This window comes from Paenibacillus polysaccharolyticus, from assembly GCF_023714295.1.
GTDB classification, from domain to species: Bacteria; Bacillota; Bacilli; order Paenibacillales; family Paenibacillaceae; genus Paenibacillus; species Paenibacillus polysaccharolyticus_A.
This window is the reverse complement of record NZ_JAMAUN010000004.1, coordinates 205,657-222,100: the sequence shown is the minus strand read 5'-3', so window position 1 is coordinate 222,100 and position 16,444 is coordinate 205,657. Positions and strand designations below refer to the sequence as shown.

At 43.1% G+C, this 16,444-nt stretch carries 14 protein-coding genes; 12 read left to right on the top strand and 2 right to left on the bottom strand.

Features of this window, described 5'->3' with window-relative positions; genetic code table 11:
• The first annotated feature begins 82 nt into the window (after positions 1–82).
• Together M3629_RS13665 and M3629_RS13660 are read left to right on the top strand one after the other, a co-directional pair.
• Complete coding sequence (locus M3629_RS13665; RefSeq protein WP_251507167.1) at positions 83–1,417, top strand: PhoH family protein; 1,335 nt, start codon at positions 83–85, stop codon at positions 1,415–1,417.
• Between the two features lie 247 nt (positions 1,418–1,664).
• The gene (locus M3629_RS13660; protein ID WP_251507165.1) at positions 1,665–2,936 is read left to right on the top strand and encodes an extracellular solute-binding protein; all 1,272 of its coding nucleotides are present in this window, start codon (positions 1,665–1,667) and stop codon (positions 2,934–2,936) included.
• Here M3629_RS13660 and M3629_RS13655 read toward each other — a convergent pair.
• Positions 2,933–4,012: a hypothetical protein gene (locus tag M3629_RS13655; protein ID WP_435368222.1), complete on the bottom strand. Its 1,080-nt coding sequence runs from the start codon at positions 4,010–4,012 to the stop codon at positions 2,933–2,935. The two genes, M3629_RS13660 and M3629_RS13655, sit on opposite strands and share 4 nt — an antisense overlap.
• Positions 4,013–4,191: 179 nt before the next feature.
• A complete protein-coding gene (locus M3629_RS13650; protein ID WP_110898524.1) occupies positions 4,192–4,428 on the bottom strand; it encodes a DUF2626 domain-containing protein in 237 nt (78 codons plus the stop codon).
• A 315-nt stretch (positions 4,429–4,743) separates the two neighbouring features.
• Here M3629_RS13650 and M3629_RS13645 point away from each other — a divergent pair, with 315 nt between their 5' ends.
• From M3629_RS13645 to mraZ, 10 genes are all read left to right on the top strand, one after another.
• Positions 4,744–5,394 carry an RsfA family transcriptional regulator gene (locus M3629_RS13645; RefSeq protein WP_251507160.1) on the top strand — a complete coding sequence of 217 codons (651 nt, stop codon included), beginning with the start codon at positions 4,744–4,746 and terminating at the stop codon, positions 5,392–5,394.
• A gap of 169 nt (positions 5,395–5,563) precedes the next feature.
• On the top strand, positions 5,564–6,535 hold the full coding sequence (locus M3629_RS13640; RefSeq protein WP_251507158.1) for a ketopantoate reductase family protein: 972 nt from the start codon (positions 5,564–5,566) through the stop codon (positions 6,533–6,535).
• Complete coding sequence (locus M3629_RS13635) at positions 6,535–6,909, top strand: DUF3397 domain-containing protein (protein ID WP_251507156.1); 375 nt, start codon at positions 6,535–6,537, stop codon at positions 6,907–6,909. The genes M3629_RS13640 and M3629_RS13635 overlap by 1 nt, the downstream gene beginning before the upstream one ends.
• A 150-nt stretch (positions 6,910–7,059) precedes the next feature.
• Complete coding sequence (locus tag M3629_RS13630; protein ID WP_251507152.1) at positions 7,060–8,760, top strand: peptide ABC transporter substrate-binding protein; 1,701 nt, start codon at positions 7,060–7,062, stop codon at positions 8,758–8,760.
• 191 nt (positions 8,761–8,951) lie between these two features.
• Complete coding sequence (locus tag M3629_RS13625) at positions 8,952–9,884, top strand: ABC transporter permease (protein ID WP_090923767.1); 933 nt, start codon at positions 8,952–8,954, stop codon at positions 9,882–9,884.
• A gap of 47 nt (positions 9,885–9,931) precedes the next feature.
• Positions 9,932–10,813 carry an ABC transporter permease gene (locus tag M3629_RS13620; RefSeq protein ID WP_420848955.1) on the top strand — a complete coding sequence of 294 codons (882 nt, stop codon included), beginning with the start codon at positions 9,932–9,934 and terminating at the stop codon, positions 10,811–10,813.
• 17 nt (positions 10,814–10,830) lie between these two features.
• A complete protein-coding gene (locus M3629_RS28410) occupies positions 10,831–12,600 on the top strand; it encodes an ABC transporter ATP-binding protein (RefSeq protein WP_285888707.1) in 1,770 nt (589 codons plus the stop codon).
• Positions 12,601–12,756: 156 nt separating this feature from the next.
• Positions 12,757–14,388 (top strand): bacillithiol biosynthesis cysteine-adding enzyme BshC, encoded by a 1,632-nt coding sequence (bshC, locus tag M3629_RS13605; protein ID WP_251507149.1) that lies wholly within the window; start codon positions 12,757–12,759, stop codon positions 14,386–14,388.
• Positions 14,389–14,449: 61 nt separating this feature from the next.
• Complete coding sequence (locus M3629_RS13600) at positions 14,450–15,715, top strand: adenosylhomocysteinase (RefSeq protein WP_251507147.1); 1,266 nt, start codon at positions 14,450–14,452, stop codon at positions 15,713–15,715.
• 273 nt (positions 15,716–15,988) lie between these two features.
• Positions 15,989–16,426, top strand: coding sequence for a division/cell wall cluster transcriptional repressor MraZ (gene mraZ / locus M3629_RS13595; RefSeq protein WP_154888632.1), 438 nt, complete (start codon positions 15,989–15,991; stop codon positions 16,424–16,426).
• Positions 16,427–16,444: the final 18 nt, after the last annotated feature.

Here is a 16,444-nt window from a genome sequence, read left to right as displayed (position 1 = left end):
AAGGCTCGTAAGAGCAACTTCGTCATTCCCGAGAACACGTTCCAGCCCATGCCTTTAACGACGCCGCTTTGGAGGGGATTGAATGAAAAAGATTTTTGTATTGGATACCAACGTGCTTCTGCATGACCCCAATGCCATATTTGCCTTTGAAGAACATGAGGTAATCATTCCCGCGGTTGTACTGGAGGAGATTGACTCCAAAAAAAGAAACGCCGATGAGATCGGCCGTAACGCACGCAACGTGTCCAGACTGCTTGATGGACTCAGGGAACTGGGCCACTTGCACAGTGGCGTACCTCTTGCGAATGGAGGCAATCTAAAAGTTGAGCTTAATCACCGTAGTTTTGTGAAAGTTCAGGAAATGTTCGGGGAAGTGTCCAATGACAATCGAATCTTGGCCGTCGCGCTGAATTATCAGATTGAAGAGAATGAAAAAGAAGTGGTGGAGCGACAAGTTGTTATTGTCAGTAAAGACGTTCTTGTACGGATCAAGGCGGACGTACTTGGACTGATCACACAGGATTACTTATCGGATCGGACTGCTGGACTTAGCGAGTTGTACCCGGGATATACGGCGCTGAAAGTTCACCCGTCTGTCATTGATGAGTTTTACACATATCGTTTCTTGCCGATCAAACCGTTGCAATTGTCCTATTCTCTCTACCCGAATGAATTTGTCATTCTGAAGGATGAGATGGGTACGAACAAATCAGCTTTGCTTAAAGTGAATACGGAAGGTACGAAGCTGGAGCCATTGTTCCTTAGTAATGATAACGTCTGGGGAATAAGCGCCCGAAATGCACAACAACGGATGGCGCTAGAGCTTCTGCTGAACGACGATATTCCGCTTGTGACGATAACGGGGAAAGCAGGCACAGGGAAAACACTTCTCGCATTGGCAGCAGGATTGCTGAAAGTAGAGGATGATCACAAATACAAGAAGTTACTGATCGCACGACCCGTCGTGCCGATGGGCAAGGATATCGGGTATTTACCAGGAGAGAAGGAAGAGAAGCTTCGTCCGTGGATGCAACCGATCTATGACAATCTTGAGTTTTTATTTGATACGAAAAAAGCCGGAGATATTGATAAAATATTGATGGGTCTCGGCAGCATTCAAGTTGAAGCACTGACCTACATCCGTGGAAGATCGATTCCCGGACAATTCATCATTATTGATGAAGCGCAGAACTTGTCCCGTCACGAAGTGAAAACCATCGTATCCCGTGTAGGCGAAGGAAGTAAAATTATTCTAATGGGTGACCCTGAGCAGATTGATCACCCTTATCTGGATTCCGCAAGCAACGGTCTAACCTATATTGTTGAACGATTTAAGCAAGAAGGAATCAGTGGCCACATTATGCTTGAAAAAGGAGAACGTTCCAAGCTGGCACAACTTGCGGCTGACTTGTTATAACATGCCTTCGATCGTTTCAAAGCTGGATTTATTTCCCGGAAAATGTTTTAAGAGCAAGCCGACTTTTACAGTCGGCTTTTTTGCTGAAAAAAATAAAATCAAATGTTATACAGAACTGGATATGCTCTTAATATGCAAAATATAAGAAAAGTGTTTTTTGGCAGGATAGGACAAGGGCACTATATATTTGTTACAATAATGGTTGCGAGAAAATATAAAATAAGTTATTTCAAGGGGGGGAGAGTGAATGAAGCGTAGACATCAGGTTGTTTTATTTGCAGTTTTATTGCTTTCGCTAACAATCCTTTCACCTAGCTTTGATTTTAGAGGTTCGCAGCATAATCAGGGACGAAATCAAGAGAAAGATACATACACGGGTGTTTCATCCCGTAATGAAGATACTAGAGCCCCTCTTGATGTGATGGTATCCATGTCAGCAGAGGAGTTTGCGTCTTTTCAAAAAGTGGCTAAAGAAGTAGCGACTTCTATTTACGTCGAAGTTAATCTCCGCAATGTGGAACCGAAGGAGTATAAAGAGGTGCTGGATCAGGAGTTTTCCTTGGGGGAGAACGGAGATATTATTTTATTAGATAGTGATCAAGTGCAACATTATGCTAGAAAAGGATATTTGGTTCCTTTGAATGCGACAGCGCTTTCCAAAGCTCTTGGCGATTCGGTTGCTGAGTTACGAGGAATGACAGAATGGAACGGATATCAATGGGCCATGCCCTTTGATTTGGATCCTTATGTGATGGGAGTAACGGCCTCATACTTGAATGAGGCGGGGTTGCAGGACTTCCCGCAGAATAGAGAGCAATGGTCCAAGTTAATCAAAGCATCTCAAACAAAGAGCACACCTTTGATTTCGTTGAATATAGATGACATTTACGGAGTAGGTGCGTGGTTGAGTTATTTGCCGCCGGGAATGGCCCCAGACCAGATTCTAAAAATGCAGCTTATACCTATAACAAATGAATCTCAACAGGGCGTCGGCTTGCTCCGCGAGCTCCAACCTTATATTATGACCATGTCTGCAGATCCGGTATTATCTGCTTCGGAATACAAGGTGCCAACTCCGATGTTTGTATCTACACTATCTCGTATTTTACATGCGGATGAGGCTGCCAAAGGTCGCGGGACATTTACTTCACCGGTCTCTTTACAGGCTTTGCAGGCGGTGGAGTCCAGAAGTATGGTCATTACAGCAGGAACTGTGGAAACGGATGCAGCAAGTCGGTGGATTGAAGGCATGTCTTCTGCAGTAACGCAGACCAAGTGGTATAAACAAACCAATCGTTTGCCCGCAAGACAACAAGAGAATAAGAAGGAAGTCGGGGATGTTGAGAGTCGGTATAATATGGCTTCAAATCAGTCGTGGCTCGCCAAAGAATCTCCGATGCAAGCAATTGAAAATAAAACAATGATCGATCGTTTCCGAAAACGGGTACAACAGCTTCTCGAAGGGGAGATCAGTGCTGCCCAGTATGTGAGCAGCATTAGAAAAACAGTAAATCCCTAAAATGAAATCGCTAATTTCACTTCCAAAACCCCTTCATCTGTGGAAACATCCGTAGCTTTGACAAAGGACAGTATTTTTTGCGGATAAAAACCGAGATCGAACTCTTTCTCCAACATGTTGCGTGTTGTGTCAGGAAGTTCAAGCTGATTGAATACCAGCTTATCCACATGAAAACGAATAGAATTTTGCGGTTCGTTCTCGACCGTATAGTGGCCTTCAATACTGAGCTGTAACTGATCGCGCTTCCCCGAAGCTGTAATTTTATCCTGATCGAATGCAAACGAAAAATCATCGAAAATTTCATTTTGTGAACGCAAAAAGGCATTTAATTCGTCCTCGCCAATGCGAATGGTATACGTTGTTCCCGTGGTAGATATGGCTCCGTTTTGCTTTTGTACAAAATCGGGCAAGTTTTGCATGGCTGATGCCAATGCCTTGAAATAACGTTTTACCTCATATATGCCGACGTTTTCCCAATACAACGTTAATTCATTCATTAATTTTTGGATAGCTGCCGCGTCACCGCTGGCGGTTATTTGTTTATCCACTTCTTTTTGCAGTGAGGCTACCCTTGTTCGCTGGTTTTCTAGATTGGATTTCATCTCGGTGAGCTTTATAGAGGTTTGGCGGATTTGATCGGACGTATGCTGCAGTTGATTGTAACGGGTCTGATACTTGTCCAGTACAGCTTGGTCTTTACCGATGATGACTTGATAGTAGTCATATAGAACAAACAAATCTTTAAATGATCTTGCCCCAAGCACCATCATGAGCAGGCTGTCACGCTCTCCCGTATAATAGGATCTTACAACAGCTCCGGCTCGGTCTTGCTGGATATGTATTTCCTTTTCTTGCTGCTTCAGTTGGGCAGATAGTGTCTCACGTTGCTTGGCTAATTGTGCCTGCTGATCAGTAATACGTTTAATTTCGTGATCAATCTCTACAATAGATAATGTCTTTTGCAGAATAGCTTGCGTGTCTTCAGGTGAAGTTTCTCCATAAACGTATGATGAGGACGGCTGCACAAACAATATGATAATGAACAAGATGGCGATTAGGCCATTTCGATGCTTCACAATCATTCTCCTTTCTTTAATCCTTGTAAAATCCTGCAGGTGAGTACTCTTCCAAACAATATATGAAATCCTTACGCAAAATATCCTTAGTGGTTACATAACACCGTATCTTCATATGTAATCTTAAAAACAAAAAAGCAATCCGACAAGAGCCGGATTGCTTTGATGCTGCTGGCGGATTAGAGCGGCAGTCCCATTTCGAATACGGTCCAGTAGCTGAACCCTGTGAACGTTACGATCATATAACCCCAGAAGAGCAATATATACGTACGTTCTGTAAACTTCAAGTATCCCAAAAGGACAAAAAACGCAGTCTGCAGGAAGAAAAGTAAAGCCATTTCGACTAAGTCTCCTGCAAAAGCCATCAGGCCAATCGCAAGCGTGAAGAACCCGAGTACCCGAAACATGCGTGCCACGGTAAATCCTCCTCTCTTATGTACGTTCATAGATTGTCTACATAATATTATACCGACAAAGGAAAAACGTGTAAACAAATTTGGGTATGAAAGCGAATTCTTTTTTTTAATAGCCTCCGATTAAATGTATAAGGAATTATATTAATCACGTATGAGGGAACCTGAATGTGGAAATACATTTTAGTATGAAATCAATTCTATGAACTCTATGAGAGGCATAAGAATGAGTAAAGCAACTTTTATACCTAATTCACATAACGGGTTACCGGTTATGGGGACGGTTATTTCAGGATGGTGTTAGGAGGGTATTATAGCATGACTGCAGTGAGACAGGATGCTTGGAGCACAGAGGATGATTTGATTTTGGCGGAGGTTACATTGCGTCATATTCGGGAAGGCAGTACGCAGTTAGCCGCTTTTGAAGAAGTGGGCGAAAAAATAGGCAGAACTTCGGCCGCCTGTGGGTTCCGTTGGAACAGTTGTGTACGTAAAAAGTATGAATCAGCGATCAGCAATGCTAAAGCACAAAGGCAAAAGCGGAGCTACCTTAGAAAACAGCCGGCAATGCTGGGTCCGCAAGTTGCTGCACTGACAACATTAGACGCCGATGAAGGTATCTTTAAGTCGGAAGGTGTGTCGGATGAATCCTTGTCTATGGATGCGGTCATCCGTTTCCTAAGACAGTGGAAGGGAACTGTACAGGAGAGTAATCGTCAGCTTAAAATGCTTGAAAAGGAATTACGAGAAAAAGAAGACGAATTGCTTGAATTACGTTGTGAGAACGACCGACTCTCCAAGGAAGTTAATGAGGTTCAGACTGATTATCGTGTGGTCAACGATGATTACAAAGCGTTAATCCAGATTATGGATCGAGCACGCAGGCTTGCCTTTTTATCCGAAGAAGAAGAAGAACTCAAGACAAGATTCAAAATGGATGCTAACGGAAATTTGGAACGGATTGAGTAGCTATTTTCGAAAATCGAGTAACCTTGTAATATTTGCCCGCCAAACCTCCGTTATCATACGGTTGGTATGACGGGTTTTTAGTTGTATGTATTTTGTTCTAATATAGAAGAAGAAAGTTTGCCGGGAAACATAGGAGAGATATACGAAATAATGAAAGCAGGGGAATTGTATGATTATAGATGTGGTCGGAGCAGGCTCGTTAGGACTTCTATATGGAGGAAAGTTGCAAACATCAGGTATAAGTGTACGTTTTTGGACTAGAACGTCAGTTCAAGCTGGCCAGCTCAAACAAGAAGGAATGACCATTATGGAGAAGGATAGAGAAATTCATATTAGGCCAGACGAGATTCAGGCTTACCCAGCATCCCAGCTGGCGAATGTTTGGAACGAGAAACCTGGAGACTGGATACTACTTACTGTGAAGCAAACTCATATTGATGATTTTATTGAACAGACAGCAACATTAACGGTAGAGTCACGGCAGTCATTAAAGATTGCTTGTTATCAAAATGGTCTTGGTCATCTGGAGAAGCTACAGGCTGCTTTTTCCAATGCATGGCTGTGTAGTGCGATTACAACGGAAGGGGCAAAACGTACCGGGGGGAAGGTGTGCCGGGCTGGTTATGCAGAAACACTCCTGGGCGTGAGTAAGCGTTCGACTAAAGCAAACGCGGAAATAGTAGATGAACAACAAATATTTACTTTAGCTAAGGTTATGCAGCAGGCAGGATTTGACTGTACAGTGTCGAATGAAATCGATAAGCCGATATATAGAAAACTGCTCATTAATGCGGTGATCAACCCGCTTACGGCAATATGGAGAATTCCCAATGGTGAATTGCTTCATAAGAAAGAACGAATTAGCATCATGCGCCAGTTGTGTGATGAGGCAATGAACGTGTATAAGGCAATGAACGTGCAGTTGGAAGGGGATATGTGGGATCAGATCCAAGGAGTGTGCCGTGGCACTGCTTCGAATACGTCCTCCATGCTGGCAGATGTACTACATAAACGCACAACAGAGGTAGAATCAATTAACGGATCAATCATAAGAATGGCAAAGGAGTTCAATCTGAAAGTACCTACTCATGAAATGCTTTTTCATTTGATCCAAGGTATGCAATCAGAAGGGGTGAGTTAATGGGTTTTTTCATCGTATTGAGTATATTGCCCTTTTTTCCTTTTTTCCTCGTGTATTGGAGCATGATGGTATGGAAGAAAGATAAGTCCGTTGCACTGCGAACAGCTATGGATGTCACTACATTTTTCCTTATTTTCTCCGTATCTGCGTTATTCAACTTAACATTTGACTCGAACTTTGGTTTTTATCTGACATTAATACTCATACTAATAGCGCTTGGTTTTATCGGAGGTGCGCAAAATCGACTAAAAGGAAAGGTTGACGGGGGAAGAATGTTCCGTGCCGTATGGCGCATGTCGTTTGTGATGATGAGTTTTGGTTATGTTTTGTTTACTTTATTTGGATTATTTAGATACATTATGAATCAGATGTAAGGTTACATAACGCAAAATCCCGAAAAGATGTGTCGATTTTGTCGAAAACTGAAAAAAACATTACTTTCTGAAAAAGTAATGTAGATTTTTTTGACCGGTGGTTGTATAATCTATAAACATAAACCACATCAATTTAGGGGGAAAAGTTAGATGAAAAGGAAAAGTCTATTAGTCCTTTTGACGCTGATCTTGGCGTTCGGTACCGTACTTGCAGCGTGCGGATCGAAAAATGAAGGCACAGGTACCACACCAGATAACAATTCTGCAAGCGGAGAAAAGGGTCTTGCCAAAGATCAAGTTCTGAAAATTAACTTGTCAGCTGAACCTCCTACGTTTGACCCAGCTCAAGCCAAAGACAGCCAAACGAACACAGTTTTGAAATTCTTGTATGAAGGTCTTGTACGCATCGATGCTGACGGCAAAGAAGCACCTGGTGTTGCTAAGGACTGGAAAATTTCTGAAGATGGTTTGAAATACGTGTTCAACCTGAACCCAGATGCAAAATGGAGCAACGGTGATCCTGTAACGGCTGAAGATTTCGTTCGTTCTTGGGAACGTGCTTTGAAACCGGAAACAGCTTCTCCTTATGCATACCAATTGTACTACATCAAGGGTGCTGAAGGTTTCAACATGAGCAAAGATAAAAATTTCAAAGGTACTAAAATCACAGATTTCTCCCAAGTGGGTGTAAAAGCTACGGATGAGCACACGCTTGAAGTAACATTGGAAAATCCAACTCCTTACTTCTTGGGTCTTACAGCATTCTATACGTACTATCCAGTACACAAGTCTGCTGACACGAATGATAAATTTTTCTCAGACTACAAAAACATGATCGTTAACGGACCATTTGTAATGGATCAATACGCTAAAGGTCAAAAAATTGTTGTGAAGAAAAACGATGGTTACCATGCAGCGTCTGACATTAAATTGTCTGAAATTAATATGTCTTTGACAAACAGTAGTGCTTCTGAACTGCAAGCTTACAAATCAGGACAATTGGACTACACAGGTGCACCTAACGGTGAGATCCCGTCTGACCAAATCCCTTCTTTGAAAGCTGAACTGCCAAACGAGTTCAAAGCAACTGGTATTGCAAGTACGTATTACTACCAGTTTAACGTAAATGAAGCACCGTTCAACAACGCTAAAATCCGTAAAGCATTTGCAATGTCCATTCAACGTCAATTGATTGTTGATAAAGTAACACAAGGTGGACAAATTCCAGCATTCGGTTTTGTACCTCCTGGTATCCGCGGTGAAAAAGAAGAATTCCGTACAGAACACAAAGATGATTACTTCACTGAAAATGTAGATGAAGCGAAAAAGTTGCTTGCTGAAGGTATGCAAGAAGAGGGTTACACTACTTTGCCTGCAATTACTTTGATCTACAACACAAGTGACGGTCACGCGAAAATCGCTTTGGCTATTGCTGATATGTGGAAAAAGAACCTTGGTGTTGATGTGAAAACAGAAAACCAAGAGTGGAAAGTCTTCCTGGATAACCGTCAAAAACAAAACTTCCAAGTTGCTCGTGCGGGCTGGTCTGCGGACTACAACGATCCGTTCAACTTCTTGGAAATGTGGAAAACTGGAAACACAAACAACGACTCTAAATTCAGCAATGCACAGTATGATAAAGACCTCGAAGATACTGTAAAAACAACAGATGTAGCTAAACGTATGGCTGCTTTTGCTGACGCAGAAAAAGTTCTGATTCAAGATGAAATGGGCGTAATGCCAATTTACTACTACACTAACGTATCTTTGACTAAGCCTTACCTGAAAGGTGTACAACTTGATTTCAGTGGAGCGATTGACTTCACTCGTGCATATCTGGAAGAGAAGTAAGTTTGTTCTGAAGTCTAATATGATTACTTCGGGATATATATGTGGAATTCCATATATATCCCGATTTTTTTGTATGTGAACTGATTTCCCTTATAATTCTTGAAATTTCCGATAAATGGATTGGACTTTATTGCGGTCTAATTCTACAATCGATTTGTATACAAAATATTGTTTGTGGAGGTGTGCAAGGGTTGGTTAAGTACGTTTTGAAAAAACTGCTATTTATGCTGCTATCGCTTTTCATACTCGCATCGATGACTTTCTTCCTGATGAAAGCCATTCCTGGTGACCCTTTTACATCGGAAAAAAGAGTATCACCTGAGATTCGGGCCCTTCTTGAAGAAAAATATGGTCTGGACAAGCCGATGTATGTGCAATACTTCAAATACATTGGTGATATTGTGCAAGGCGACTTTGGGGTTTCGATGAACTATCTCAACCAAGGTGTCACAGACATGATTACGAAGACATTCACAGCATCCTTGAAAATTGGTGTTTTTGCGATCATTATTTCCATTATCGTGGGGGTACTGCTGGGATTGCTTGCAGCAGTGTATCATCGCAAACTAATTGATGATGTAACGATGGTTCTTGCCGTCATCGGGATTGCGGTACCAAGCTTCTTGCTAGCATCCTTATTACAGTATGTGTTTGCTTTCAAACTCGGATGGTTCAACGTTATGGGCTTTGATGGTCCACTTGACTATGTGCTTCCGGTTGCAGCTCTGTCTGCATCACCGATTGCCTTTATCGCACGTCTAACGCGTTCAAGCATGCTGGAAGTTCTACATGCAGACTACATTAAAACCGCTAAAGCTAAAGGGTTGAAATGGCCTGCCATCATGTTTAAGCACGTTGTACGGAACGGTATTTTGCCAGTAGTTACGTATGTAGGTCCAATGACCGCTAACATTATCACGGGTTCTGTTGTTATTGAGCAAATCTTTAACATTGGCGGAATCGGTAAAGTGTTTGTAGAAAGTATCACAAACCGTGACTACACCATGATTATGGGGATTACTATTTTCTATGGTATTCTCTTGATGTTTGCACGTTTCCTTACAGATATCGCTTACGTATTGGTAGATCCTAGAATTAAGCTGGAAAGCCGGAAGGGGGCATAACGTTGTCTGGCACGAATAATAACAATAATGGAACGGCGAACACTGACCTGAACAGTCAGGCAGCGGTGAAGCCGCAAGAAAGTATTTCCCTTTTTAGAGACGCGATGTACAGACTGGCAACGAATAAAGCTGCAATGATTAGCCTAAGTGTGCTGGTGCTTGTTGTACTGTTTGCTATATTTGGACCAACTTCTTTGTTTACGAAGTACAATTATTATTCTAATGACTTGCTTAATTCGAATGCTGCTCCCAGTGCGGAACACTGGTTCGGCACGGATGATCTGGGTCGTGATGTATGGGTAAGAACATGGGTCGGCGCACGTGTATCCTTGACAGTAGGTCTTGCTGCGGCGCTGATTGACCTTGTGATCGGGGTTATATACGGTGCGATCATGGGTTACTACGGTGGACGAGTTGACGGAGTTATGAATAAGTTCTCCGAGATTTTGTACTCTTTGCCTTACATGCTGGTTGTTATCCTGTTGCTGGTTGTTTTGGAGCCAAGTCTTACAACGATTATTATTGCCCTTACCATTACAGGCTGGATTAGTATGTCCTGGATTGTACGTGGTGAGATTATGCAACTCAAAAATAGAGACTTTATCCTTGCTGCAAGATCGATGGGTGCAAGTACTGGACGTCAATTATTCCGCCACTTGTTGCCAAATGCAGTCGGACCGATTATCGTTACTTTGACATTGTCTATTCCAAATGCGATTTTTGCTGAGGCATTCCTGAGCTTCCTCGGTCTAGGTGTATCCGCACCAAGATCTTCCCTTGGATCGATGATCAATGACGCACTTACAGGCTGGACGCTGTATCCTTGGCGGATGTGGTTCCCGGCTGGTTTGATGGTTATTACAATGCTTGCATTTAATTTGCTCGGTGATGGACTGCGTGACGCACTTGATCCGAAATTACGTAAATAGAAAGAGGAGGTGGGATTATGGAGCCGATTTTAACAGTCAAAGACTTAAGTGTATCGTTTTCGACACGCTCGGGTGAATTTGATGCCGTTAAAAATGTGAGTTTCGAAATTGGCAAAGGAGAAACGCTAGGGATCGTAGGTGAATCCGGTAGTGGTAAAAGTGTTACCGCTCAGACGATCATGAAATTGATCCCTTCCCCGCCTTCGAAAGTTAAGAGCGGAGAGATTACGTTTCACGGGCAGGATTTGCTGAATAAGACAGATAAACAAATGGAATCCATTCGTGGTAAAGATATCGGTATGATCTTCCAGGATCCAATGACTTCCTTGAATCCTACAATTAAAATTGGTAAACAGATTACGGAAGTATTGCGTAAACACCAAAATATGTCCAAGCAGGCAGCGAACAAAGCTGCCCTTGAGATGCTTGAACTTGTAGGTATCAAAAATGCAGCGATTCGCATGAATCATTACCCGCACCAATTTTCTGGTGGTATGCGTCAGCGTGCGATGATTGCAATTGCACTCGCTTGTCGTCCATCTTTGCTGATTGCGGATGAGCCGACAACGGCACTCGACGTTACTATTCAGGCTCAAATTCTGGATGTCATGAAAGACATGCAGAAAAAGCTTGGAACATCCATTATGCTGATTACGCATGATCTTGGCGTTGTAGCCGGCATGTGTGACCGTGTGGTTGTCATGAAGGAAGGCGAAGTTGTCGAAACAGGAACAACGGCTGAAATCTTCAGTAACCCGCAGCATCCTTATACGATTAAATTGTTGAACGCTCTTCCGCGTCTGGACGAGCCGAAAAAAGAAAAACCAACTCCGGCAGGTATTGTCAAAGGAAGTAACAAACCTTTGGTTCAAGTGAAAAACCTGAAACAATACTTCAACCTTGGCAAAGGCAATATTCTCAAAGCTGTAAATGACGTGAGCTTTGACATCTTTGAAGGAGAAACACTGGGTGTTGTAGGTGAGTCAGGTTGTGGTAAATCGACAACTGGACGTACAATTCTGCGACTTTATGAGCCAACTGGCGGAAGTGTGAACTTCAACGGTACGGATATTTACAAATTGTCTCCACGCAAGATGAAAGAAATGCGTAAAGACATGCAAATGATTTTCCAAGATCCATATGCCTCACTAAATCCGCGTTTTAACGTTATGGATATCATCGGTGAGTCTTTGGATATTCACGGGCTTGCAACTAGCTCTAAAGAACGTAAGAGACGGGTAGAAGAGCTGCTGGATCTCGTAGGTCTTAATCCAAGTCATGCTTTGCGTTATCCGCATGAATTCTCTGGTGGACAAAGGCAGCGGATTGGGATTGCGCGTGCCCTTGCGGTTGATCCTAAATTTATCATCTGTGATGAGCCGCTTTCTGCCTTGGATGTATCCATTCAAGCTCAGGTCGTTAAATTGCTTGAGGAGTTGCAGCAGCGTCTCGGATTGACATATCTCTTTATCGCGCATGACTTGTCCATGGTTAAACATATTAGTGACCGCGTTGCGGTTATGTATATGGGTAAAGTGGTAGAGTTGGCTGAGAGTGAAGAATTGTATGCCAATCCGATTCATCCATATACCAAAACATTGCTTTCTGCTATTCCTGTTCCAGATCCGGAAGTAGAAGCAAATAAACGCCGCATTTTGTTGCCAGATGAACAATCCGGACCAATCCAGAATGCTTCGGGCGTTCCTAAAAATGACCCGTATAATTTGGAAAATGCTCAATTGATTGAGGTTTCCAAAGGACACTGGGTTGCAGAACCTTACGTATAATAGTTTCGAAAACGAATATGCTATTATATACATCATAACCGCCGATTTAAATCGGCGGTTTTTTTTATATTATTTGTGACTTTGCTTTGACGAAGAGCTACTGAATTCGGTACAATCAAGGAAGGCTCTTTAGAAGCAGAATAGGAGGCAGACCTCATGAAAGGGATTACCGAGGCGCTCCGCAGCGGATCAAAGCTGGCAGAGGATTATATCTGTAGGGCAGATGCTGCGCGAAGCCTTTATGAATATGACATTCGCTGGGAAAATGGCCTCCACGCGCGTGCTGAATGGCTGAAACAATCGGAGCATACACGTGTTGACCGTCGTGAACTGGCGGCGTATTTACGTTTATATAATAAGCGAGTAAATGATCATGACAAGGTTCATGCTTCAATTACCCGTTTTGTTGAAGAGGATGCATTCGTCGTTACAGGGGGACAACAGAGCGGCTTGTTCACTGGACCATTGTTTGTGATATACAAGGCGGCCAGCGTAGTCGCAGCCGCGCGTGAAGCAGAACATAAGTTGAAACGTCCCGTTGTTCCTGTGTTTTGGATTGCAGGTGAAGACCATGACTGGGATGAAGTAAATCATACGTATTTGCCTGATACGCAAGGACAGATTCACAAAATCAAACTGCAAGGACATTTCAAAGGTAGAGATTCGGTAAGTCGTGTGGAAGTGAAGTGGGATCAGTGGAGGACGGTACTGCAGCAAGTAGAACAATTATTGCCTGATACCATTCATAAGCCGGGGTTGATCAAGCTGATTACAGAAATCCATCAGAGCAGCACTAATCTAAGTGATGCGTTTGCGCGAATGATATCAGCTTTGTTTGCAGACACTGGATTGGTACTTATGGATGCTGCTGACCCTGAATTGCGTAAGTTAGAAAAGCCCATATTCGAGCGAATGATCCGGAAAAATGATTCGTTACGTGAAGCTTATTTGCAAGGAGCATCGCTTGTAGAACAAGCGGGTTATTCTATGCCAGCAGAAGTTGCTGAAGACGGGGCCAATCTCTTTTATATTCATGAAGGAACCCGTTTGTTATTAACGCTGAAAGATAATCTGTATCAAGACCGTAAAGCGCTGGTATCTTTTACGGAGGAGCGCTTGTTGAAAGAATTGGAGGATCATCCTGATCGTTTCAGTAACAATGTACTCACCAGGCCTTTGATGCAAGACTCACTGCTACCTGTGGCGGCGGTTATTTTAGGGCATGGAGAAATTGCATATTGGGGTCTGACCCGAGAAGCATTCCGTAATTTTGGTCTACAAATGCCAATATTGCTGCCACGTCTCTCCTTCACTATTATGGAGGATGTGCAGTCCAAATATATGAAACAATACGGACTTTCTTTCCAGGATGTACAGAACCAATTGGAAGAAAAGAAAGCACTGTGGCTGGCTCAGCAGGAAACATTCCAGGTTGATGAGCAGTTCACCCAGATCCGTGAGCAGTTTATGACACTCTATCGTCCGTTGCTGGATCAGGTTTCAGAAGTGCATCCCGGATTGAACCGGATAGGTGAAGCGAATTTGGCCAAAATGAACGAACAGATTCAGTATCTGGAGCGTCAGACTCGTAAGGCCATTGAGGATAAACATCAAGTGAGTTTGAGGCATTGGAACGGTATTCAGAATGCTCTTTTCCCAATGGGTAAACCCCAGGAACGAGTACATAATGCACTCTTTTACCTGAATCGTTATGGAACCGACTGGATTGAGGAATTGATTCAAGCATCTGCTGACTTCCGGGGAGAACACAAGGTTATACCCATGTAAGTATCTATTTAGATTATATTGATCTTTATAATAGAAGAAACACATTGAAGGAGGAAATAATGTGACCACATCTGCATTGCAAAACAGCATCGTTAAAGATATGGGACTTGCTGCTGAGGGCCATTTGAAAATTGATTGGGTCGAGGCACATATGCCGGTGTTAAACCGTATTCGGCGTCAATTCGAGCAGGATTTGCCTTTTAAAGGTTTGAAGGTATCGATTTGTCTTCACCTGGAAGCTAAAACCGCATATCTGGCTAAAGTCATTCAGGCTGGTGGGGCTGAAGTGACGATCACGCACAGTAATCCACTGTCTACTCAAGATGATGTATGTGCGGCTTTGGTAGAAGACGGTGTGACTGTTTATGCGAAATATAATCCTGAGCCAGCTGAATTCAAAGCACTGCAACTCCGTGCTCTTGAAGTAAAGCCTGATCTCATTATTGATGATGGTGGGGATTTCGCAACCATCATTGCTTCCGAAAGTCCTGATCTTGCGGCTACGATTCGCGGGGGCGCGGAAGAAACGACAACAGGTATTATCCGTTTGAAAGCCTTGGCGAAAGAAGGACAACTGAAATTCCCGATGGTTGCAGTAAATGACGCTTATTGCAAATATCTGTTTGATAATCGTTATGGCACGGGGCAGTCTGCATTTGACGGTATCATTCGGACAACGAACCTGGTAGTTGCAGGTAAAAATGTTGTCGTAGCTGGGTATGGCTGGTGTGGTAAGGGTGTGGCCATGCGCGCAAAAGGTTTGGGTGCTAATGTCATTGTGACTGAAATTGACCCGATCAAAGCCGTGGAAGCGCATATGGATGGTTTCCGGGTTATGACGATGCTGGAAGCAGCAAAATTGGGTGATTTCTTTATTGCGGTAACTGGCAACAAGGACGTTATTACAGGTGAACATTACGATGTTATGAAAGACGGAGCTATTCTTAGTAATGCAGGTCACTTCGACGTTGAGGTTAACAAACCGGAGCTTGCCAAACGTTCCGAGTCCATCCGTACCGTGCGCCGCAACATTGAAGAATACCGTTTCAAAGATGGTCGTAAAATGTATCTTCTCGCGGAAGGACGCTTGGTAAATCTGGGAGCCGCTGACGGACACCCGGCCGAGATCATGGACACGACATTTGCACTGCAAGCACTGGGTTTGCGTTATGTGAGTGAAAACTATGAATCTCTGGGCAAAAACGTAGTTAATGTTCCCTATGATATTGACCAGCAAGTGGCGAGTTACAAGCTGGAAAGCCTGAATATTGCCATTGATTCCTTGTCCGCTGAGCAAGAAAAATACTTGGATAGTTGGAAATTTTAAAAGTTATCCAATAATTACAAACAGCTAAACTGTTTCAAAAGTAGTAGAATGGTGTATTGACGATATGGCTCATGTACGGGTGCACATACGATCGCCCGTAACCGGGAAACGTCTTTGGTCCTGAATGACAGGATCGAAGGCGTTTTTTTGATGAAATTAAATAAAAAAACAGAAAAGTCAAGAAGGGTTTTGATTTTTTTAACCGAATCTATTATGCTTAGGTGGTGGAAAGTGGGGCAAAGTGGGGGAAATGGGTGAGGAGTGAGTGCGGCAATGTTTATGGGCGAGTTTCAACATAGCATTGATGATAAAGGCCGGGTCATTATTCCGGCTAAATTCCGCGAATCTCTTGGTTCCACTTTCGTTGTCACACGAGGTTTGGACCAGTGTCTTTTCGTGTACCCCATGGAGGAGTGGGGGGTCATGGAACAGAAACTCAAAGCACTGCCGCTGATGAAATCCGACGCACGTGCATTTACACGGTTTTTTTTCTCAGGTGCAACTGAATGCGAACTGGATAAACAGGGCAGGGTAAATCTGCCGGGTAACCTGAGAGAGTATGCCAAATTGGACAAGGATTGTGTTGTTCTTGGCGTGTCGAACCGGGTGGAGATTTGGAGCAAAGGCATATGGGAAAGTTATTTCAATCAATCCGAAGAAGCATTCAACGACATTGCCGAAAAGCTGGTCGATTTCAATTTTGACTTATAAAGTAAGGAGGGGTGCAGG

Excerpts from the sequence above, each read along its gene's own strand:
- M3629_RS13665 (WP_251507167.1), top strand. The coding sequence starts at position 83 with ATGAAAAAGATTTTTGTATTGGATACCAACGTGCTTCTGCATGACCCC.
- M3629_RS13660 (WP_251507165.1), top strand. The coding sequence starts at position 1,665 with ATGAAGCGTAGACATCAGGTTGTTTTATTTGCAGTTTTATTGCTTTCG.
- M3629_RS13645 (WP_251507160.1), top strand. The coding sequence starts at position 4,744 with ATGACTGCAGTGAGACAGGATGCTTGGAGCACAGAGGATGATTTGATT.
- M3629_RS13640 (WP_251507158.1), top strand. The coding sequence starts at position 5,564 with ATGATTATAGATGTGGTCGGAGCAGGCTCGTTAGGACTTCTATATGGA.
- M3629_RS13635 (WP_251507156.1), top strand. The coding sequence starts at position 6,535 with ATGGGTTTTTTCATCGTATTGAGTATATTGCCCTTTTTTCCTTTTTTC.
- M3629_RS13630 (WP_251507152.1), top strand. The coding sequence starts at position 7,060 with ATGAAAAGGAAAAGTCTATTAGTCCTTTTGACGCTGATCTTGGCGTTC.
- M3629_RS28410 (WP_285888707.1), top strand. The coding sequence starts at position 10,831 with ATGGAGCCGATTTTAACAGTCAAAGACTTAAGTGTATCGTTTTCGACA.
- bshC (WP_251507149.1), top strand. The coding sequence starts at position 12,757 with ATGAAAGGGATTACCGAGGCGCTCCGCAGCGGATCAAAGCTGGCAGAG.
- mraZ (WP_154888632.1), top strand. The coding sequence starts at position 15,989 with ATGTTTATGGGCGAGTTTCAACATAGCATTGATGATAAAGGCCGGGTC.